We start from the raw sequence: 20,397 nt of genomic DNA on the forward strand, positions 1-20,397 counted from the left end.
TTCCGGTCGAAGGTGGGATGAGCGGGGGATGAGCGGGAGGTACGGCGCGGGTACGGCGGGAAGTTGGGAGAAGAGTACGCGGCCACGGTCACCGCGGGGAGCTTCTGTCGACTTCCCGGGCAAAGGGTTGGCCGGGATCGTGAGGTCGGACTGCGAGACTGGGCGCATGGACAACAATCGGCTCCGGTCGATCACCCTGGATGACGTGCGCGGAGCCCACAAGATGCTCTCCGGGGTCGCCCGGATCACCGCGATGGAGACCTCCCGCCACTTGTCGTCGCTGGTCGGGGCGCCGGTGCATCTCAAGTGCGAGAACCTCCAGCGCACCGGGTCGTTCAAGATCCGCGGCGCGTACGTGCGGATCGCCGGGCTGCGCCCGGAGGAGCGCGCGGCCGGCGTGGTGGCCGCGAGCGCCGGCAACCACGCGCAGGGCGTCGCGCTCGCCGCGTCGCTGCTCGGCGTGCGCTCGACGGTGTTCATGCCCATGGGCGCCCCGCTGCCCAAGGTGGCCGCGACCCGCGACTACGGCGCCGAGGTTCGGCTGCACGGCACGGTCGTCGACGAGACGCTGCGGGCGGCGATCGCGTACGCGGAGCGGACCGGCGCGGTGTTCATCCACCCCTTCGACCACCCGGACATCATCGCCGGGCAGGGCACGGTGGGCCTGGAGGTGCTGGAGCAGTGCCCCGAGGTGCGGACCGTGGTGGTCGGCGTCGGCGGCGGCGGGCTGGTGGCGGGGATGGCGGTGGCGATCAAGGCGCTGCGGCCGGATGTGCGGGTCGTCGGGGTGCAGGCGGCGGGCGCGGCGGCGTATCCGCCCTCGCTCGCGGCGGGGCGGCCGATAGCGCTGGGCTCGGTGGCGACCATGGCGGACGGCATCATGGTCGGCCGGCCGGGCGACGTGCCGTTCGCGCTGGTCAAGGAGCTGGTCGACGACGTGGTGACGGTCTCCGAGGACGACCTGTCGTCGGCGCTGCTGCTGTGTCTTGAACGGGCGAAGCTGGTGGTGGAGCCGGCCGGGGCCAGTTCGGTGGCGGCGCTGCTGGCGGCGCCGCGGTCCTTCGAGGGCCCGGTGGTGGCGGTGCTGTCGGGCGGGAACGTGGACCCGTTGCTGATGCAGCGCATCCTGCGGCACGGCATGTCGGCGGCCGGCCGCTACCTGTCGCTGCGGCTGCGGCTCACCGACCGACCGGGCGCGCTGGCCGGGCTGTTGAGCACATTGTCAGAGGCGGATGCCAATGTGCTCGACATCAGCCACATGCGCACCGACCCGCGGCTCGGCCTCACCGAGGCGGAGGTCGAGGTGCACCTGGAGACGAAGGGGCCCGAGCACCGCGCGGTGGTCGCGACGGTCCTGGAGGACGCCGGCTACCGGGTGATCGGCTGAGCGGGCGGCGCGGCCCGGGAAAACCGGGCCCCGGGAAAACCGGTTGACGCGATATATCGCGTCTGGCATGCTCGCGGACTATCGCGAAGACGCCCGTCGACCGATGAGTTCCGGTCGGCGCACCGGTCGAACGGGCACGAGGCAGCGGGCCCGGCCGCGGGCACGCGGCTGCCGCCCCGGTACGCGTCCCGCGTACGCGCACACACAGATCACCGACGGGAGCGAAAGACATGGCGGGCGCCATCTACGCCGAAGGTCTGGTCAAGACCTTCGGAGACGTCAGAGCACTGGGGGGAGTGGATCTCGACGTGCCGGAAGGCACCGTCCTCGGCCTGCTCGGGCCCAACGGCGCGGGGAAGACCACCGCCGTCCGGGTTCTGACCACACTGCTGCGCCCCGACAGCGGCAAGGCCGTCGTCGCGGGCATCGACGTGCTCAAGCACCCCAACGAGGTCCGCCGGCACATCGGGCTGTCCGGCCAGTTCGCGGCCGTCGACGAGTACCTCACCGGCCGCGAGAACCTGCAGATGGTCGCGCAGCTCTACCAGCTCGACGCGAAGCGGGCCAAGGCGCGCGCCGACGAACTGCTGGAGCGGTTCAACCTCGCCGACGCCGCCAACCGCGTCTCCAAGACCTACTCCGGCGGTATGCGCCGCCGGCTCGACCTGGCCGCCGCCCTCGTGGTCAGCCCGCCGGTGATGTTCATGGACGAACCCACCACCGGGCTCGACCCGCGCAACCGGCAGCAGTTGTGGGAGGTCATCCAGGAACTGGTGGCCGGCGGCACCACCTTGCTGCTCACCACGCAGTACCTGGAGGAGGCCGACCACCTCGCGCACGACATCTGCGTCATCGACCACGGCCTGGTGATCGCCCGCGGCACCTCCGACCAGCTCAAGGCGCAGACCGGCGGCGAGCGGATCGAGGTCGTCGCCCACGACCAGGGCCGGATCGAGGACACCGTGGCCGTGCTGGTCCGGCACGGCAAGGGCGGCCGGGACGCCGTCACCGTCGAGCAGCACACCCGCAAGGTCACCGTGCCGGTCGCCGGCGGCGCCAAGCTGCTGGCCGAGGTGATCCGCGACCTCGACGCCGAGAGCATCGAGATCGACGACATCGGGCTGCGCCGCCCCACCCTCGACGACGTGTTCCTCTCCCTCACCGGGCACACCGCCGAGGAGTCCGAGGCGCAGGCCGCGGAGGCCGCCGAACGCGCCGGCTCCGACTCCGACTCCGGTTCGGCTTCCGGCTCCGGTGACGACCAGCAGGCCGCTTCGGCGAAGGAGAGCACGAAATGAGCGCCGTCACCGGCACCCCCGAGACCCCGCACGCCACCCTCGCGCCGACCCCGCGCGGCGGCGTGCTGGGCTCCCTGCACGACTCCCTGGTCGTCGCCAAGCGCAACCTGCTGCGGATGATGCGCATCCCCGAGGTCGTGATCTTCGGCCTGTTCCAGCCGATCATGTTCGTGGTGCTGTTCAGCTACGTCTTCGGCGGCTCGGTCGCCGTCGGCGGGTCGTCCAACGCCTCCGACTACCGCAACTTCCTGATGGCGGGCATCTTCGCGCAGACCGTCACCTTCGCCACCGCGGGCGCCGGCGCGGGCATCGCCGACGACATGCACAAGGGCCTGATCGACCGGTTCCGCTCGCTGCCGATGTCGCGCGGCGCGGTGCTCACCGGCCGTACCCTCGCCGACCTGGTGCAGACGGCGCTGACCGTGGTCGTCCTCGCCTGCGTCGGACTGCTGGTCGGCTGGCGCATCCACAACGGCGTGCCGAAGATGTTCGGCGCGTTCGCGCTCCTGCTGCTGCTCGGCTACGCCTTCTCCTGGATCGGCGCGCTGATCGGCCTGTCGGTGCGCACCCCCGAGGCGGCCACCTCCGGCGGCCTGGTCTGGCTCTTCCCGGTCACCTTCGTGTCCAACGCGTTCGTCTCCCCGGAGAACATGACGCCGTGGCTGCGGCACATCGCCGAGTGGAACCCGTTCAGTGCCACCGTCCAGGCGAGCCGCACGCTCTTCGGCAACCCGGGCGTGGTCAAGTCCTCGGCCTGGCCGATGGAGCACCCGGTGTGGGCCTCGCTGGCCTGGTCGGTGGTCATCGTGGCGATCTTCCGCACCCTCGCGGTGCGCAAGTACCGCTCCGCGGCCTCCTAGCCGGTCCCGTACGAGGCCGTACACAGCCCGTACGCAGGCCGTACGCGCCGGTGCGCCCGCGCCCCGGACGTACGCCGTACACGTACGCAGCCCCGGCCGTCACCCGACGGCCGGGGCTGCGTCATGCGTGCCGCGAGGGCGGCGCCGCGCGGAGGGCTCAGCCCTGGTACGGCTTCACGTCGAGGACCTTCACCGCCGCCGTCTTGCCGTTCGGCAGCTCGTACGTGGCGTCCTCGCCCTTGCGCTTGCCGGCCACACCCCGGCCGAGCGGCGACTGCGGCGAGTACGTGTCGAGGTCGCTGCCGACCCCCTCGCGCGAGCCGAGCAGGAAGGTCAGCGTGTCGTCCGGGTCGCCGTCGAACGCGATGGTCACCACCATGCCGGGCGCCACCACGCCGTCGTCGGCCGGCGCCTCGCCGACCTTCGCGGTCTCCAGGATCTGGTTGAGCTGCCGGATGCGCAGCTCCAGCTTGCCCTGGTCCTCACGCGCCGCGTGGTAGCCGGCGTTCTCCTTGAGATCGCCTTCCTGACGGGCTTCCTCGATCTTGGCGACGATCTCGGCGCGGGCCGGACCAGACAGATGCTCCAGCTCGGCCTTGAGCTGGTCGTACGCCGCCTGGGTGAGCCAGGTGACGTTGTCGCTGGTCTGGGTCACAGGTGCTCCTCGTCGGTACTGTCATGCGGTGTGCGTATGCGTGTCCCTTTCCGGTGAACAAGTGCATTGCCAGCCGGTGCAGGGACGAAACCACGAGCCTAACAATTCCTGACCGGCGAGGCGGCCTCGTCCTGCCGGTCCGCGGCCACTCGGCGGCCGGCGGGCGGGTCCCGGGCGGGCACCGGGCGGGGCCCCGGGCGCGTCCCGCACGCGCCTCGAACGCGTTTCCGGGCCTCGTGGAGCCCTTCTGGCGCGTGCCGCTCGGCGCGCGGCCGACATGCGGCGGCGCCCCCGGCCGGGTGCGGGGAGATATGCCCCACATGCGGTTACATCGTGCGGAGCGACCGTACTGCGCGAAGGGTGGCAGCGTGCCGGACAGCCCGAGCCGGGACACGGCTTACACGACCCTGGGCGTGCCGCGGCAGCGCCTGCTGTTCGGCGGCGTGTACGGGACGGTGCTCGCCAGTTCCCTCGCGTCCGCCCTCGACCACGACACCGGCCAGCCCAACCCCGGCTACGACGCGCTGTGGATTCTGCTGGCCGCGGTCACGGCGGCCGCGGCCCACGGTTACGCGCACACCATCTCCCACTGGTCGGCCGGCGGCGGCAAGAAGGCCACCGTCGAGACGCTCCGGTCGATGCGGGACGAGTGGCCGCTGGTCGCCGCCGTGATGCCGACGCTGTTCGTGCTCCTGGGCGCCTCCGCCGGGTGGTGGAGCGAGAGCGGCGGCACCAGCGTCGTCCTGATCGTCAACACCGCGACGCTCTTCGGATGGGGGCTGTGGGCGGCCCGCGCGGCGGGCCAGGGCTGGGGGCCGTCCTGCCGGGTCGGCGGCGTGGACGTGCTGATCGGCCTGTTCATCGTGGGCGCGAACGTGCTCAGCCACTGACGGGAGCGGGGCCGGGCGGCCGGCCCGGGGCCTGCCCTTCGACCGTCCCCCGGGTACTCGTCAGCTGTTCTTCGCGGTCTGGCAGCCCACGAGTTCGCCGGTGGTGCCCAGCGCCGTGGTGCGGAGCGTCACGATCGTGTCGACGTCCTTGGCGTGCTGGGTGATCCGTACGTCCTTGCGCCCGACCTCGTTGTGGTCGGTGTCCTGGGAGCGGACCGTGCAGATCGCGACGGTGCCGGCGCCCTTGTGGACTTCGAGGTGGATCTGCAGGGAGTGGTCGGTCACCGCCTTGAAGGAGACGACCTGCGCGCTGATCTTGTTCCCGGTCAGCGAGTGCCAGGCGAAGTAGCCGATGCCGACCGCCAGGAGCGCGCCCAGCACGACCGCGGCCCTGCGCAGTGCGCGGTCCTTGCGGGCGTCCGCGTCCGGGCCGCCGCCGTAACGCCCTTCGGGCAGCGCGGGTGCCGGGCCAGGCTGCACGGCCGTCATGATCGTCCCTCCGTCGGGGAACCGCGGAATTATTCGCCCCCGTCTCCCGTCACTATAGGGAGGTTCCCCCGGGTGACTTCGGAGGGGGTTCGACACTGTTGTGAAGACCGGAGACCTAAGGAAGCCAGCCTTGACCGATCAGCTTCGACTGATGGCCGTGCACGCCCACCCCGACGACGAGTCGAGCAAGGGTGCGGCCACCATGGCCAAGTACGTGTCAGAGGGGGTCGACGTGCTGGTGGCGACGTGCACCGGCGGCGAGCGCGGCTCCGTGCTCAACCCCAAGCTCCAGGGCGACGCCTATATCGAGGAGCACATCCACGAGGTCCGGGCCAAGGAGATGGACGAGGCCCGGCAGATCCTCGGCGTGAAGCAGGCGTGGCTCGGCTACGTGGACTCGGGGCTGCCCGAGGGCGACCCGCTGCCGCCGCTGCCCGAGGGCTGCTTCGGCCTGGAGGACGTGGACACCGCGGCCGGCGCGCTGGTGAAGCTCATCCGCGAGTTCCGGCCGCAGGTGATCACCACCTACGACGAGAACGGCGGCTACCCGCACCCCGACCACATCATGACCCACAAGATCTCGGTGGTGGCGTTCGAGGCGGCGGGGGACCCCGAGCGCTACCCCGAGGCGGGCGAGCCCTGGACCCCCTCGAAGCTCTACTACAACCAGGGCTTCAACAAGGCCCGCACGCTCGCCCTGCACGAGGCGCTGCTCGCCCGCGGCCTGGAGTCCCCGTACGAGGACTGGATCAAGCGGTTCGAGGAGTCCGACCGGCCCGAGCGCAACCTGACCACCCACGTGCCGTGCGGCGACTTCTTCGAGATCCGCGACAAGGCGCTGCTCGCCCACGCCACCCAGATCGACCCCGACGGCGGCTGGTTCCGGGTCCCGATGGACGTCCAGCGCGAGGTCTGGCCCACCGAGGACTACGAACTCGCCCGCTCCCGGGTGGACGTCTCCCTGCCCGAGGACGACCTGTTCGCGGGCGTTCGCGGGGCCTGACCTCCGGGGCCTCGCGGGCCTGAGCAACAATGGAGGGCGTGACTGACTACCACGCCCTCCACCACCTCGTCCCGCTCGCCCAGGAGCTCGACAAGAACAAGGTGACCCCAGGGCTGCTCGGGTTCGTGGTCTTCGCCGTGATCGCGGTGGGCCTGTGGGCGCTGATGAAGAACATGAACAAGCAGATGAAGAAGATCGACTTCGAGGAGCAGCCGGCTCCCGACACGAAGCCGAAGATCCCGGCGGCGCGGGAGTAACCGCGCGGCGGCCCGCCGCTACGTCGGGACCGCCATCACCATCCGGGCAGACCTCGTCGGGGTCATGCCCAGTCTCCACGCGTCCCAGGGCGACCCGGGGACGATGGAACCGCGGGCGAGCAGCAGCAGGTGCGCCTCGGCGTACTCCGTGAGATCGGGGTCGCGCTCGGGGAAGGACTCGGCCAGCAGCGCCTGGAGCTCCTCACGGGCCCGGGTGGTGCCGTCGGGCCCGGCCGGGTCCGGCGGCAGCAGCGGCAGCACCGTGGCCCGCAGGAAGACCGCCCAGTCGTGGCCGCGCCGGTCCCCGAGCGAGGCGAAGAGCTCCGCCGCCTCGTCCAGCAGCGTCAGCGCCTCCAGCAGCCGCCCGTTCCCCGCGTCGATCACCGCCAGCTCCACGCACGACCACGCCTCGCCGTGCTCCACCCCGATCCGCCGGAAGTCCTGCCGGGCGTCCTGGAGCAGCTGCCGGGCGAACCCGCTGTTGCGCAGGTTCCCGGTGCGGGCCGCCCGCTGGTCCCGGGTCACCCGCGCGGAGTGGTGCCGGGCGCACGCCAGCCCGTAGACGTCCCGCATCCGGGAGAACATGCTGCGCGACCGCTCCAGGGTGCGCAGCGCCGCGTCGGTGTCGCCGCTCTCCTCCAGCGCGTGCCCGAGGTAGTACAGCGTCCACGCCTCGCCGCGGGCGTCCTCACTGGTCCGGTGCCGCTGCACCGCCTCGTCCAGGTCGCGGGCGGCCTCCCGCGCCTCGCCCCTCATCAGCCGCGCACGGGCCTGCTGGGTGAGCGTCCACGCGGTGCCGCGCGGGTCACGGGCCAGGGCGTACGACCGCCCGGCCGCGCGCAGTTCCTCCTCGCCCTCCGCCAGCCGGCCCAACCGCAGGTAGACCTGGCCGAGTTGGAGGTGCGCCCAGGCCTCGCCCTGCACGCTCTCGTTCTCCCGGTGCAGCGCCAGCGACTCCTGGAGCAGCCCGAGCGCCTGCCCGACCTGGCCCATGTCCCGCAGTACCGCGGCGAGCGCGTGCAGCGTCCAGGCCCGGTCCTCCTCCAGCCCGGGCGCCGCCTGGATGTCGACGGCCTCGCGCAGCCGCAGTTCGGCCTCCCGCAGGTTGCCCTGGTGGTGCAGGGTGATGCCGAGGCTGTCCAGCGCGCGGGCGGCGCCGGCCGGGTGCTCGGCCTCGAAGTACAGGTCCACCACCGCGCTGAGGGTGGACTTCGAACGGTCCAGCTCGCCGAGCTGCCGGGCCGCGATGCCGGTCCGCCACTGCACCGACCGCACCAGCACCGAACGGTCGTCCTCGGTGCCCGAGCGCAGCCCCGCGGCCTGCTGCGCCTGGGCCATCTCGCTGATCTCGCCCAGCCGGTACAGGTCGCCGCGCAGCAGGCAGTAGTCGCACAGCGCGCCCAGCAGCGCCTGCACGGCGGACTGGTCCACCCCCGCGGTGTCGCGCAGCGCGGCGGTGATGAACGAGGACTCCTCGTCAAGCCAGCGCAGCGCGAGTTCGAGGGAGGCGAAGCCGTGCGGCCCGAACCGGCCGGCCCGGGTCGAGGTCTTCCCCTCGACCAGCCGGATCACGGTGTCGGCCAGGTCGGCGTAGGAGCGGATCAGCCGTTCGTGGGCGGCGGCCCGCTCGACCGGGTCCTCCTCGTCGAGCAGCCGCTCCGCGGCGAAGGCCCGGACCAGGTCGTGCGGCCGGTAGCGGCTGCCGCGGACGTTCTCCAGCAGCCCGGCGGCGGCCAGTTCGGCCAGCCGACGGCCGGCCTCCTGCTCGTCGGTGGCCAGCAGCGCCGCGGCCGCGGCCGCCCCGAAACTCGCCCGGCCGGCGAGCGCGAGGCGGCGCAGCAGGCGGCGGCCCGGCTCGGGCTGGTCGTGGTAGCGCAGCGCGAGCACCCGGTCGACCGGGTCGCGCGGCCCGAACACCTCGATGTCGTCGGCCAGTCCGGCCGCGCCGCCGTGCTCGGCGAGCCCGGAGGCCGCGATCCGCAGCGCGATCGGCAGGCCCGCGGTCAACTCGCGCAGCCGCTCGGCCTGTTCGGGCGGCGCGGTGTCGGTACCGGCCGCGTCGGCGATCTCGCCGAGCAGTTCGAAGGTGTCGTCGAGGTTCAACGGGCCGACCGGCAGGTGGTGCACGACCGCGCCCGGCAGATCCGGGTCGAACGGCTCGGCGGAGGTGACCAGCACCAGGCTCTCGGAGCGCTCCGGCACCAGCTGCCGGATCTGCTCGGCGTCGGCCGCGTCGTCCAGCACGATCACCACCGGCACGCCGGTCAGGTGCTGCTGGTACTGCTCGGCGAGGCGGCGCATGTGCTGGCCCTGGTCCTGCCGCTCCGGCCGCTCCCGGAAGAGGAGCTGGTCGCGGGGCGCGCCGAGCCGGTTGAGCAGGTGCAGCAGCGCGTCCCTGACCGGCAGCGGCGCGGCGCCCGCGCCGCGCAGGTCCACCACGCACGCGCCCTTGAACTGGTCCTTCAACTCCCTTGCCGCGCGCACCGCGAGGGCGCTGCGGCCACCGCCGGCCGGGCCGTGCAGGACCACGACCGTGGGGCGTACGGCAGTTGACGCGCGGGCCTGGTGCACCCACTGCGCGATCTGGGCGAGGTGGCCGCGCCGCCCGGCGAACGGCCCCTCGGTCTCCGGAAGTTGGCCGAACGACTGCTCCAGGACCGCCCGGGCCCGGGCGGCGGCGCTGCGGTCCCCGCCGCGCCGCGCCTTGGTGGCCGCGGCCCGCTCCGGTACGGGCGGCGGCACCGGTGCGGGCAGGGCCGGGGAAGCGGGTGCGGGCGCGGGCCCGCGGGTGGGCGGCGGCGCGGTCGCGCGCGGCGGCTCGGGCGCGGCGGTGCGCTGCCTGGCGATCGATGGGGCGCCCGCGCCGGATACGGAGCCCTGTGTGGAGCCCTGCGCGGAGCTCTGTGCGGAGCCGGATGCGGAGCCCGGTGCGGCCGGCCGGGCGTCCAGCACGAACGGCCTTATCCCGCGCTGCTCCACCGCCGCCAGCCACGCCGACCTGGCCTGCGCGGCGCCGGCGGGCAGCGCCTGGTGCGCCCGGAGGGTGCGCAGCGCCGCCACGCAGAAGGTCGCGGCGCCGGTGGCGAGGCCGGTGATCACGGCGGCGCCGGCCGACAGCCCGTGCCCGAGGTCGAGGCCGAAGGCGACCACCGCGGCCACGATCGCGGCGAGTCCTGGCACCGAACCGGGCGCCATCGCCGAGACGTTGGAGGCGGCCCGGCCCTCGCGCAGCGCCTTGCGGTAGGCGGTGTACTCCTCGGGAGCGGCACCCGCAAGGTCGTCCAACTGCTGCCGGCCGCGCGCCAGCAGCGCCCGCGTGTCGCCCGCGGGGCTCCCGGCGCCGGCGCCCCGCTCGGCCACCGTTCGGCGCAGCAGCCGCTCCACCTCGGCCCGGTCCGCCGCCCGCAACGCGATCCGCGACTCCGCCACATGCCCTCCCGTTACCTACCGGCCCCGTGGTGAACACACTCCACGGGTAGTAGGAGGTTCCCGTACCGGGCCCGCCTCAACCCCCCGTTTCCGGCGCGCCGTTGACAAGCACCCGGAGCCCACCGCGCGCGCCGGGCGGACGCAGGCGCCACCGGGCGTGGTGCCGGACCGGTGGCAGGCGCTGCGGCGGAGCCGGTACGGGCGCGCACGGTGCGGGCCGCGGGCGTCAACTGCCGTGCGGCTGAACCCCGTTGTCGGCGGCAGCGGTGGCGCGCTTGCCTGCTTCCCTGCCCGGTTCCGGCGCCGGCTCCACCTCGGTCTTCGCGCCCGCCTCGGTCTTCGCGCCCGCCTCCGCGTCTGCGCCCGCCTGCGCCGACCGCCGCAGCAGCAGGGCCCGTTCGGCGTTGTTCCGGGTCAACTCCGCGGCCCGGGCGAACTCCTCGCGCGCCTCGGCCGCCCGCCCCAGCCGCAGCAGCAGGTCCGCCCGTACGGCCGGCAGCAGGTGGTAGCCCTCCAGCGCGCCCGAGCCGGCGAGCGCGTCGGCCAGTTCCAGGCCCGCGGCCGGGCCGCGCGCCATGCCGACCGCCACCGCGCGGTTCAACTCGACCACGGGGGAGCCGGTACGGGCGGCCAGCATCCGGTACAGCCCGGCGATCCGGTCCCAGTCGGTGTCCGCCGGGTCGAGCGCGCTCGCGTGGCAGGCGGCGATCGCGCCCTGGAGCGCGTACGGCCCCGGCGCCACGCCCCGCTCCCGCGCCGCGGCGTTCGCCCGGGCCAGCGCGGCGAACCCGCGGCGGACCAGCAGCATGTCCCAGCGCCGCCGGTCCTGGTCGGCCAGCAGGACCGGCTCGGCGCCGCCGCGCGCGGCCGACCGCGACGCCTGGATCTCCAGCAGCGCGGCGAGCCCGTGCACCTCCGGCTCGGCCGGCATCAGCCCCGCCAGCACCCGGGCCAGCCGCAGCGCGTCCTCGCACAGCGCGGGACGCGTCCAGTCGTCGCCGGCGGTCGCCGAGTAGCCCTCGTTGAAGACCAGATAGACCACTTCGAGGACCGACGCGAGGCGCTGCGCCCGCTCCGGCCCGTAGGGCACCTCGAACGGCACCCGCTCCTTCGCGAGGGTGCGCTTGGCCCGGACGATCCGCTGCGCCACCGTCGGCTCCGCGACCAGGTACGCGCGGGCGATCTCGTCCGTGGTCAGGCCGCCCACCAGCCGCAGGGTCAGCGCGACCCGCGCCTCCTGGGACAGCACCGGGTGGCACGCGGTGAACACCAGCCGCAGCAGGTCGTCCTCGATCGCGTCCGGGTCCTCCGCCCGTGCGAACGCCTCCTCGACGTCCGCCGGCCCGGGCCCGGTCTCCTGTTCGCGGGCGAGCAGCCGCAGCTTGCGGGCGAACGTCTCGTCCCGGCGGATCTGGTCGATCGCCCGCCGCTTGGCGGTGGTCATCAGCCACGCGCCCGGGTTGCGCGGCACCCCCTCGCGCGGCCACTGCTCCAGCGCGGCGACCAGCGCGTCCTGGGCGAGTTCCTCCGCCGTGTCCAGGTCCCGCACCAGCCGGGCCAGCCCGGCCACCAGCCGCGGCGACTCGATCCGCCACACCGCGGCCACGGCCCGATGCGCGTCCCGTCCCGGGTCCGTACGGGACCGGGCCTGCCCGTCCACCGCCGCTTGCCCCTGTCCCTCTTCCTCCGTCATACCGTCATACCGCCACACCCGCCGCCTGCCGTGCCCGCCGTCGTCGCCGTGCTCGCCGTAGTCGCCGTGCTCGCCGTACGACCCATGACAGCAGCCGGGGGCGCCCGCGCACGGCAGGCGCCCCCCGACGCGCGGATCGCGTTACTGCGGCTCCACGATCTGCCGGATCTCCGACGACAGCTCCCACTCGTCGTCGTGCACCGACAGGAAGCGGGACGCCCACTCCAGGGCCTCCTCCTGCGACTTCACCTGCACGATGCAGTAGCCGCCGACGATCTCCTTGGCCTCGGTGAACGGCCCGTCCAGCACGGTCTGCTTCCCGCCGGACAGGTGCAGCACGGTGCCCTCCTCGGCCGGCCGCAGCCCCCCGGTGTCCAGCAGCACCCCGGCCTTGGCCATCTCGTCGATGAGCTTGCCCATCTCCGTCATCATCTCCGCGCTCGGCCCCGCCGCGGGCGCCTTCGAGGGGTCCACCTTGACCAGCATCATGTAGCGCATCTCGTGCTCCTTCGGTCCGTCCGGAGATCCTCCGGCCGCGGGACTTCTTCCCGCTCCCACCAGTGCGTCGAGCGGACCACCCCGGAATCGACACGCCCGCGGAACTTTTTTCCGGGCGGTCGTCGAAGACCGGGCACGCGCCCGGAAACAGCACATACCGGTGGACCAGCGCCACGGTCGCCGGCGCCCGCCCGACCCGCCAGTGGAACGGAATGCCCGCGCACTGCTCGGCCGACCACGAGTCGTACTGCTGGGCCGTGATCCGCTCGTGCATCCACGCGGGCACGACCCTCCCGGCACTCATCGTGCGCTTCCCGGTCCTCCTGGTCTCCGGCGCCGTCCGACGGCAGCGTGCGCAGCGTACTGGCCAGGGACGCGCGACGCGGTGACGGTGGGTCGTGGAGCGGCCGTCACGACACCTCCACGTCGGCGCGCGCGGAGGGTCGTGGCGGCGTGAGAAAGTGGCCGGGTGAACCGACTTGGTGACGCGACGTCGCCGTACCTGCTTCAGCACGCGGACAACCCGGTGGACTGGTGGCCCTGGGGCGAGGAGGCGTTCGAGGAGGCCCGCAAGCGGGGGGTGCCGGTGCTGCTGAGCGTGGGGTACAGCAGTTGCCACTGGTGCCATGTGATGGCGCACGAGTCGTTCGAGGACGAGGCGGTCGCCGCCTACCTGAACGAGCACTTCGTCGCGGTCAAGGTGGACCGGGAGGAGCGCCCCGACGTCGACGCGGTCTACATGGAGGCCGTGCAGGCCGCCACCGGCCAGGGCGGCTGGCCGATGACCGTCTTCCTCACCCCCGACGGCGAGCCGTTCTACTTCGGCACCTACTTCCCGCCCACCCCGCGCGGCGGCATGCCCGGGTTCCGGGAGGTGCTGGAGGGCGTGGTCGCCGCGTGGCGGGAGCGCCGCGAGGAGGTCGGCGAGGTGGCCGGCCGGATCGTACGCGAACTGTCCGAGCGGGCCGGGGCGTACGGCAACGCGACCGGCGGCGTGGGCGAGAGCGAACTCGCCGCGGCGCTGCTCGGCCTGACCCGGGCGTACGACGAGACGCACGGCGGCTTCGGCGGCGCCCCGAAGTTCCCGCCGTCGATGGCGCTGGAGTTCCTGCTGCGCCACCACTCCCGTACCGGCGCCGAGGGCGCCCTGCGGATGGTCCGCGACACCTGCGAGGCGATGGCCCGCGGCGGGATCTACGACCAACTCGCGGGCGGCTTCGCCCGGTACAGCGTGGACGATGCGTGGGTCGTGCCGCACTTCGAGAAGATGCTCTACGACAACGCGCTGCTCACCCGCGTGTACGCACACCTGTGGCGGACCACCGGCTCCGACCTCGCCCGCCGGGTCGCCCTGGAGACCGCGGACTTCATGGTCACCGAACTCGGCACGGCCGAGGGCGGGTTCGCCTCCGCGCTGGACGCGGACAGCGACGACGGCAGCGGCCACGGCGTCGAAGGGGCCTACTACGTCTGGACGCCCGCCCAGCTCGCCGACGAACTCGGCCCGGCCGACGGTGAGTTCGCGGCCGGCTACTTCGGGGTGACCCCGGGGGGCACCTTCGAGGAGGGCGCCTCGGTCCTCCAACTCCCGCAGGGCAACGGCGTGGTGGACGCCGACCGGGTGGCCTCCGTACGCGACCGGCTGCTCACCGCCCGGGCGCGGCGGCCCCGGCCCGGCCGGGACGACAAGGTGGTGGCCGCCTGGAACGGGCTGGCCATCGCCGCGCTCGCCGAGACCGGCGCCTACTTCGACCGGCCCGACCTGGTGCAGGCCGCGGTCGACGCCGCCGACCTGCTGGTACGCGTCCACCTCGACCCCGACGGACGGCTGCTGCGCACATCCCGCGACGGCGCGCCCGGCACCAACGCGGGCGTGCTGGAGGACTACGGCGACGTCGCCGAGGGCTTCCTCGCGCTCGCCTCCGTGACCGGGGAGGGCGCCTGGCTGGACTTCGCGGGGCTGCTGCTGGACGGGGTGCTCGCGCATTTCACCGCGCCCGACGGCACGCTCTACGACACCGCCGACGACGCCGAGGCGCTGATCCGCCGCCCGCAGGACCCGACGGACAACGCGGTGCCCTCCGGGTGGAACGCGGCGGCGGGCGCCTTGCTGTCGTATGCCGCGCACACCGGTTCCGAGCGGCACCGCACCGCGGCGGAGCGGGCGCTCGGCGTGGTCGGGGCGCTGGCCGCCCGCGCGCCCCGCTTCGTCGGGTGGGGGCTCGCGGTGGCCGAGGCGATGCTCGACGGGCCGCGGGAGGTCGCGGTCGTCGGGGCGGTCGGGGACCCGCTCACCGACGAGTTGCACCGCACCGCGCTGCTGGGCGCCGCGCCCGGCGCCGTGGTGGCGATCGGGGAGGAGGGGTCGGAGGAGTTCCCGCTGCTGCGGGGGCGCCCGACCAGAGGAGGGCGCGCGGCGGCGTATGTCTGCCGCCGCTTCGTCTGCGACGCCCCCACCTCCGACCCCCGCGCCCTGCGCTCCCAACTCCGAGTGGACGCCTGACCCCCGGGTGCCCCCGTCTCCGTAGGCACGGTCCCGGGGGCGCGGGGTGGTTCAGGTCAGGTCGGCGGGATGTCGAGACCTCGGCGGAGCAACCCGAGGGTGCGGTCGAGCAGTTCGATCATGTCCTCGGACCGGTGGTGCTCGATCCAGTACATCGTGGTCTCGTGGATCGCCCCGAAGACCGCCGTCGTGAAGACCCGGACCTCCAGGTCGTCCGCGGGCCGCCCGGTCCGCTCCGCGATGATCCCGCCGAGCAGCCGCCCGGTCGTGGACATCGACTCGTGCGCGCGGGCGCGGATCGCCGGGACGTCCCGGACCAGTTCCTCGCGCCGGACCATCTCGTCCCGCGCCTGCGGGTCGTCGAGCATGCGGCTCAGCACCTCGTGCATCACGTGCCGCACGGAGGCGAGCGCCGGCTCGTCCATCGGGCGGGTGCGCAGCACCCTCGCCATGTCGTCGTCGTACTCGTCCGTGAGGACGATGTCCTCCTTGGTGGGGAAGTAGCGGAAGACGGTACTGGGTGACACGTCCGCCTCCGCGGCGATCTGGTCGACCGGCGTCGCGTCGTACCCCTGCTCGGCGAAGAGCCGGTACGCGGCCGTGCGGATGGCCTGCCGGGTTTTGACCTTCTTGCGTTCCCGCAGGCCGGGCGCGGGCACGTCGGTGGGGGTCGTACGAGGGCACATGCCGCTCATTGTCGGGCATCGGTGGCCTTGGGAGCCATGGGCGCGGGCGCGCCCTGCGGTACGTCCTGCCGTGCGTCCGGCGCGGTGGCCTGGCCGGATGCCTGGCCGGATGCCTGGCCGGACGCCTGGCCGGACGCGTTGCCCGCGGCCTTCCCGGATGCCTGGCCGGGGGCCGCCGGCGTGCGCGTGTCGGGCAGGAAGACCGCGACGAGCGCGGCCGCGGCCAGCGCGGCGGCGCCGCAGACCACGATCGCCAGGTCCATGCCGTGGACGTAGGCCCGGTCCGCGGCGGCGGCGAGCGCGCGGTCGCCGAGCTTGGCGGCGACCTGGTGCGCGCCGACCACGGAGTCCCGTGCGGTGCGGGCCGCCGCGCCGGTCAGCCCGGTGGAGCCGAGCCGGTCGCGGTAGCCGGAGGCCAGCACGCTGCCGAGGATCGCGACGCCGACCGCGGAGCCGGTCTGCCGCAGCGTCTGGAGCAGCCCCGAGCCGCTGCCGGCCCGGTCGCGGGGGAGCGCGCCGAGCGCGCCGTCCATCGAGGGCACGATGGCCAGGCCGAAGCCGAGCCCGGCGATCGGCTGCCAGGTCGCGCAGGCGCCGTAGCCGTCACCGCTGCCGGTGGTGGCCCCGAGGAAGGCGGCCGCGGCGAGCAGCAGCAGCCCGGTGGCGATCACCGGCCGGGGGCCGAACCGCCGTACCAGGCCGGCGCTGAGCCGGGCGGCGACCATCAGCCCGCCCATCATCGGCAGCAGCCGCAGGCCGGTGCCGAAGGCGTCGTAGCCCAGCACGGTCTGGAGGTAGGACGGCAGCACGAAGAGCAGGCCGGTGAGGATGAAGCTGACCAGGGTCGCGGCCACCGCGTTCCACAGGAAGCCGCGCTGCCGCAGCAGCGACAGGTCGAGCATCGGCCGCGACACCCCGCGCTCGCGCAGCACCAGCGCGGCGATCAGCAGCACCGACCCGAGCAGCGAGCCCAGCACCAGCGGGTCGGCCCAGCCGCGGTCGGGGGCCTCGATGATGCCGTAGACCAGGGCGCCCAGGCCCGCGGCCGCGCACACGGTGCCGACCGGGTCCACCCGTGGCGCGGCCGGGTCGCGGGTCTCGGGGAGCAGCAGCACGCACGCCACGATGCTGATCGCGACCAGCGGGATGTTGATCAGGAAGACCGAGCCCCACCAGAAGTGCTCCAGCAGCGCGCCGCCGATGATCGGGCCGAGCGGCATGCCGAGCGCCATCGAGGTGCTGGTGATGGCCACCGCCTTGGGCCGGTCGGCCGGGCCGAACAGCGACGGGATCACCGACAGCGCCAGCGGCATCACGAACGCCCCGCCCAGGCCCATCACGGTACGGGCCACGATCACCGGCCCCGGGCTGTGCGCGAGGGTGCCGATCATCGAGCCGGCGAGGAACACGACCAGGCCGGCCACCAGCATCCGGCGCCGCCCGAACCGGTCGCCGAGCAGGCCCGCGGGCAGCATCGCGGCGGCGAAGACCACGGTGTACGAGTCCACGATCCACTGCAGGTCGCCGGTCCCGGCGTGGATCTGCCCGGCCATGCTCGGCAGCGCCACGTTGAGGATCGTCATGTCGAAGCTGAGCACGAGGGTGCTGGCGACCAGCGCGCCGAGCGCGAGCCATCTCCTGGGGTCGGCGCCCGGCTCGTGGGTGTGGGGCGCTGCTGCGGAGGGTGTTGCGGACGGTGCCGACACGAGATCTCCCGCGAGTAGATGTCAAATGAGAGTGACTACTAAAAAATAGTAGCTGTCACTCCGGACATGCGAAAGCCCCGCACTCCCGTGGGCGGGGAGTGCGGGGCGGGGGGGTGTGGCGGGACCGGGTCCGGCTGGATCAGTTGTGGCTGTAGGCGACCAGCGAGATGCCGACGTAGTGGACGATGAACGCCGCCAGCGTGAAGGAGTGGAAGACCTCGTGGAAGCCGAACCAGCGGGGTGAGGGGTTGGGCCGCTTGAAGCCGTAGACCGCCGCGCCGGTGCTGTAGAGGATGCCGCCGACGACCACGCAGACCATCACGGCGACGCCGCCGGTGCGCATGAAGTCCGGCAGGAAGAAGACCGCGACCCAGCCGAGCGCGATGTAGCAGGGCGTGTAGAGCCAGCGGGGGGCGCCGACCCAGAAGACCCGGAAGGCGATACCGGCCAGCGCGCCGGCCCAGACCAGCCACAGCAGCAGCTCGGAGGTGGCTCCGGGCAGCAGCAGGATCGTCAGCGGCGTGTAGGTGCCCGCGATGATCAGGAAGATGTTCGCATGGTCAAGTCGTCGCAAAATTCCGGCACCGCGCGGGCCCCAGTTGCCGCGGTGGTAGAGCGCGCTGACGCCGAAGAGGGCGCAGGCGGTGACGGTGAAGACGGCGCAGGCGATCCGCCCGCGGGTGCTCTGCGCGAAGGCCGTCAGTACCACGCCGGAAATGAGTACCGCGGGGAACATTCCCGCGTGCAGCCACCCCCTGAGCTTGGGTTTCGTGAGCTTGGGCAGGTCGACCGAAGCAGCGGGGGAGGCTGCGTCGTCGGTCTCGTCCACGGCGGTCATACCGCGGATGATACCTACGCGACCGTAAGTTACCCGTAAGTAGTATGACCGCCCTCCGAGTGGTAATGCTCACGCTGGGTGGTCTGGACAGAATCATTTCGCCGGGACCACACTCATATGAGTGCGGTCGGCACCGGATGAGCACTCCACGAACGCGTCCGGGCCGCAGCCCCCAAGGGGCCGAGACAACACCCTCACACCACGCCGGTCTGTGCGGACCCGGCGGGACGGAGCGATCGTGGCGCGCGGCAATGCGGCTCCCACCAACCATCAGGAACTGATCAACTGGGTCGGCGAGATCGCCGAACTCACCCAGCCCGACGAGGTCGTGTGGTGCGACGGCTCGGAGGAGGAGTACCACCGGCTCGCCGGGGAACTCGTCGCCAAGGGCACCTTCACCAGGCTCGACCCGACCCTGCGCCCCAACTCGTACTACGCGGCATCCGACCCCACCGACGTGGCGCGGGTCGAGGACCGGACCTTCATCTGCTCGCGGCGCGAGGCCGACGCGGGCCCGACCAACCACTGGAAGGCGCCCGCCGAGATGCGGGAGATCTTCACCGGCCGGAAGGGTGACCACGGGCGCGGCGACACGAGCGGCGGTGCCGGCACGAGCGGCGGTGCCGGCACGAGCGGCGAGAGCTCTGAGGGCGGTGAGGGCGGCCTGTTCCGCGGCGCCATGCGCGGCCGGACCATGTACGTGGTGCCGTTCTGCATGGGCCCGCTCGGCTCGGAGCTGTCCGCGATGGGCGTGGAGATCACCGACTCCGCCTACGTCGCGGTGTCCATGCGCACCATGACCCGGATGGGCCGCGCGGTGCTCGACGAACTCGGCACCGACGGCGCCTTCGTCAAGGCCGTGCACTCCGTCGGCGCCCCGCTGACCGACAAAGCGGCCGACGTGCCGTGGCCGTGCAACGCGACCAAGTACATCTCGCACTTCCCCGAGGACCGCGAGATCTGGTCCTACGGCTCCGGCTACGGCGGCAACGCGCTGCTCGGCAAGAAGTGCTACGCGCTGCGGATCGCCTCGGTGATGGCCCGCGACGAGGGCTGGCTCGCCGAGCACATGCTGATCCTGAAGCTGACACCCCCGCACGGCGAGGCCCGGTACGTGGCCGCGGCCTTCCCCTCGGCCTGCGGCAAGACCAACCTCGCCATGCTGGAGCCCACCGTCTCCGGCTGGAGCGTGGAGACCATCGGCGACGACATCGCCTGGATGCGGTTCGGCGCGGACGGCCGGCTCTACGCGATCAACCCCGAGGCCGGCTTCTTCGGCGTCGCCCCCGGCACCGGCGAGCACACCAACGCCAACGCGATGAAGACCATGTACGGCAACTCGGTCTTCACCAACGTCGCCCTCACCGACGACGGCGACGTGTGGTGGGAGGGCATGACCGAGCAGCCGCCGGCCCACCTCACCGACTGGAAGGGCAACGACTGGACGCCGGACAGCGCCACCCCGGCCGCCCACCCCAACGCCCGGTTCACCGTGCCGGCCGCCCAGTGCCCGATCATCGCGCCCGAGTGGGAGGACCCCAAGGGCGTGCCGATCTCGGCGATCCTCTTCGGCGGGCGCCGCGCCTCCGCGGTGCCGCTGGTCACCGAGTCCTTCGACTGGCAGCACGGCGTCTTCCTCGGCGCGAACGTCGCCAGCGAGAAGACCGCCGCCGCCGAGGGCAAGGTCGGCGAGCTGCGCCGCGACCCGTTCGCGATGCTGCCGTTCTGCGGCTACAACATGGGCGACTACTTCGGCCACTGGGTCAAGCTCGGCAAGGAGCACGACCCCGCGAAGCTGCCGAGGATCTACTACGTCAACTGGTTCCGCAAGGACGCCGACGGGCGCTTCGTGTGGCCCGGGTTCGGCGAGAACAGCCGCGTGCTGAAGTGGATCGTGCAGCGGCTGGACGGCCAGGCGGAGGGGGTGCGCACCCCCATCGGCGTGCTGCCGGCCGAGGGCGCCCTCGACACGGACGGGCTGGGCCTGTCCGCGGCTGACCTCGAACTGCTGCTGAGCGTCGACCGCGACATCTGGCGGCAGGAGGCGGCGCTCATCCCGGCCCACCTGGAGACCTTCGGGGAGCACACCCCGCCGGAGCTGTGGACGGAGTACCGCTCGCTGGTCGAGCGGCTGGGGTAAGCGGTGAGGGGCGCGGGGGATGGACCCCGCGCCCCTGCGAAACGGCTCGTACGGCTGGAGCGCTT

At 73.2% G+C, this 20,397-nt stretch carries 16 protein-coding genes and 1 pseudogene; 8 read left to right on the forward strand and 9 right to left on the reverse strand.

What is annotated here, in order from left to right; genetic code table 11:
- Positions 1 to 166: 166 nt before the first annotated feature.
- From ilvA to AB0399_RS11350, 3 genes are all read left to right on the forward strand, one after another.
- The gene (ilvA, locus tag AB0399_RS11340) at positions 167 to 1,387 is read left to right on the forward strand and encodes a threonine ammonia-lyase (RefSeq protein ID WP_366411087.1); all 1,221 of its coding nucleotides are present in this window, start codon (positions 167 to 169) and stop codon (positions 1,385 to 1,387) included.
- Between the two features lie 230 nt (positions 1,388 to 1,617).
- Positions 1,618 to 2,685 (forward strand): ATP-binding cassette domain-containing protein, encoded by a 1,068-nt coding sequence (locus AB0399_RS11345; protein ID WP_366411088.1) that lies wholly within the window; start codon positions 1,618 to 1,620, stop codon positions 2,683 to 2,685.
- Positions 2,682 to 3,545, forward strand: a complete 864-nt coding sequence (locus tag AB0399_RS11350; protein ID WP_328468520.1) for an ABC transporter permease — start codon at positions 2,682 to 2,684, stop codon at positions 3,543 to 3,545. The genes AB0399_RS11345 and AB0399_RS11350 overlap by 4 nt, the downstream gene beginning before the upstream one ends.
- A 157-nt stretch (positions 3,546 to 3,702) precedes the next feature.
- Here AB0399_RS11350 and greA read toward each other — a convergent pair whose 3' ends face one another.
- On the reverse strand, positions 3,703 to 4,200 hold the full coding sequence (greA, locus tag AB0399_RS11355; protein ID WP_328468522.1) for a transcription elongation factor GreA: 498 nt from the start codon (positions 4,198 to 4,200) through the stop codon (positions 3,703 to 3,705).
- Between the two features lie 368 nt (positions 4,201 to 4,568).
- On the opposite strand from greA, the gene AB0399_RS11360 reads away from it, so the two are divergent.
- A complete protein-coding gene (locus AB0399_RS11360; protein ID WP_329365436.1) occupies positions 4,569 to 5,090 on the forward strand; it encodes a hypothetical protein in 522 nt (173 codons plus the stop codon).
- A 60-nt stretch (positions 5,091 to 5,150) separates the two neighbouring features.
- On the opposite strand, the gene AB0399_RS11365 is transcribed toward AB0399_RS11360, so the two are convergent.
- A complete protein-coding gene (locus tag AB0399_RS11365; RefSeq protein ID WP_366411089.1) occupies positions 5,151 to 5,579 on the reverse strand; it encodes a DUF4307 domain-containing protein in 429 nt (142 codons plus the stop codon).
- A gap of 130 nt (positions 5,580 to 5,709) precedes the next feature.
- Here AB0399_RS11365 and mca point away from each other — a divergent pair, with 130 nt between their 5' ends.
- Both mca and AB0399_RS11375 read left to right on the forward strand, forming a co-directional pair.
- Entirely contained in the window at positions 5,710 to 6,582 is an 873-nt protein-coding gene (mca, locus tag AB0399_RS11370) for a mycothiol conjugate amidase Mca (RefSeq protein ID WP_329365432.1), read from the forward strand.
- 29 nt (positions 6,583 to 6,611) lie between these two features.
- On the forward strand, positions 6,612 to 6,839 hold the full coding sequence (locus AB0399_RS11375; protein WP_329365431.1) for a hypothetical protein: 228 nt from the start codon (positions 6,612 to 6,614) through the stop codon (positions 6,837 to 6,839).
- Between the two features lie 18 nt (positions 6,840 to 6,857).
- Here AB0399_RS11375 and AB0399_RS11380 read toward each other — a convergent pair whose 3' ends face one another.
- The 4 genes and pseudogenes from AB0399_RS11380 to AB0399_RS11395 form a co-directional block, all read right to left on the reverse strand.
- On the reverse strand, positions 6,858 to 10,268 hold the full coding sequence (locus AB0399_RS11380; RefSeq protein WP_366411090.1) for a tetratricopeptide repeat protein: 3,411 nt from the start codon (positions 10,266 to 10,268) through the stop codon (positions 6,858 to 6,860).
- A 226-nt stretch (positions 10,269 to 10,494) separates the two neighbouring features.
- Entirely contained in the window at positions 10,495 to 11,961 is a 1,467-nt protein-coding gene (locus AB0399_RS11385; RefSeq protein WP_366411091.1) for an RNA polymerase sigma factor, read from the reverse strand.
- Between the two features lie 141 nt (positions 11,962 to 12,102).
- Entirely contained in the window at positions 12,103 to 12,459 is a 357-nt protein-coding gene (locus AB0399_RS11390) for a YciI family protein (RefSeq protein ID WP_329365429.1), read from the reverse strand.
- A 211-nt stretch (positions 12,460 to 12,670) separates the two neighbouring features.
- Positions 12,671 to 12,763: pseudogene (locus tag AB0399_RS11395) on the reverse strand (Uma2 family endonuclease); the annotation flags it as partial.
- A gap of 165 nt (positions 12,764 to 12,928) precedes the next feature.
- Between AB0399_RS11395 and AB0399_RS11400 the strand changes: the two are divergent.
- Positions 12,929 to 14,962 (forward strand): thioredoxin domain-containing protein, encoded by a 2,034-nt coding sequence (locus AB0399_RS11400; protein WP_366411092.1) that lies wholly within the window; start codon positions 12,929 to 12,931, stop codon positions 14,960 to 14,962.
- A 56-nt stretch (positions 14,963 to 15,018) separates the two neighbouring features.
- On the opposite strand, the gene AB0399_RS11405 is transcribed toward AB0399_RS11400, so the two are convergent.
- The 3 genes from AB0399_RS11405 to AB0399_RS11415 form a co-directional block, all read right to left on the reverse strand.
- Positions 15,019 to 15,648: a TetR family transcriptional regulator gene (locus tag AB0399_RS11405; protein WP_366411093.1), complete on the reverse strand. Its 630-nt coding sequence runs from the start codon at positions 15,646 to 15,648 to the stop codon at positions 15,019 to 15,021.
- A gap of 5 nt (positions 15,649 to 15,653) precedes the next feature.
- Entirely contained in the window at positions 15,654 to 17,354 is a 1,701-nt protein-coding gene (locus AB0399_RS11410; protein ID WP_366411094.1) for an MFS transporter, read from the reverse strand.
- 139 nt (positions 17,355 to 17,493) lie between these two features.
- Entirely contained in the window at positions 17,494 to 18,192 is a 699-nt protein-coding gene (locus tag AB0399_RS11415) for a hemolysin III family protein (protein ID WP_329365422.1), read from the reverse strand.
- Between the two features lie 238 nt (positions 18,193 to 18,430).
- Here AB0399_RS11415 and AB0399_RS11420 point away from each other — a divergent pair, with 238 nt between their 5' ends.
- The gene (locus AB0399_RS11420; RefSeq protein ID WP_366411095.1) at positions 18,431 to 20,332 is read left to right on the forward strand and encodes a phosphoenolpyruvate carboxykinase (GTP); all 1,902 of its coding nucleotides are present in this window, start codon (positions 18,431 to 18,433) and stop codon (positions 20,330 to 20,332) included.
- Positions 20,333 to 20,397 lie beyond the last annotated feature (65 nt).

The organism is Streptomyces sp. NPDC088194, from assembly GCF_040702025.1.
Classification (GTDB): Bacteria; Actinomycetota; Actinomycetes; order Streptomycetales; family Streptomycetaceae; genus Actinacidiphila.

What these genes read in the sequence shown, in the direction of transcription:
- ilvA (WP_366411087.1), top strand. Translation starts at nt 167, where the DNA reads ATGGACAACAATCGGCTCCGGTCGATCACCCTGGATGACGTGCGCGGA.
- AB0399_RS11345 (WP_366411088.1), top strand. Translation starts at nt 1,618, where the DNA reads ATGGCGGGCGCCATCTACGCCGAAGGTCTGGTCAAGACCTTCGGAGAC.
- AB0399_RS11350 (WP_328468520.1), top strand. Translation starts at nt 2,682, where the DNA reads ATGAGCGCCGTCACCGGCACCCCCGAGACCCCGCACGCCACCCTCGCG.
- AB0399_RS11365 (WP_366411089.1), bottom strand. Translation starts at nt 5,579, where the DNA reads ATGACGGCCGTGCAGCCTGGCCCGGCACCCGCGCTGCCCGAAGGGCGT.
- AB0399_RS11375 (WP_329365431.1), top strand. Translation starts at nt 6,612, where the DNA reads ATGGAGGGCGTGACTGACTACCACGCCCTCCACCACCTCGTCCCGCTC.
- AB0399_RS11385 (WP_366411091.1), bottom strand. Translation starts at nt 11,961, where the DNA reads ATGACGGAGGAAGAGGGACAGGGGCAAGCGGCGGTGGACGGGCAGGCC.
- AB0399_RS11390 (WP_329365429.1), bottom strand. Translation starts at nt 12,459, where the DNA reads ATGCGCTACATGATGCTGGTCAAGGTGGACCCCTCGAAGGCGCCCGCG.
- AB0399_RS11405 (WP_366411093.1), bottom strand. Translation starts at nt 15,648, where the DNA reads ATGTGCCCTCGTACGACCCCCACCGACGTGCCCGCGCCCGGCCTGCGG.
- AB0399_RS11415 (WP_329365422.1), bottom strand. Translation starts at nt 18,192, where the DNA reads ATGACCGCCGTGGACGAGACCGACGACGCAGCCTCCCCCGCTGCTTCG.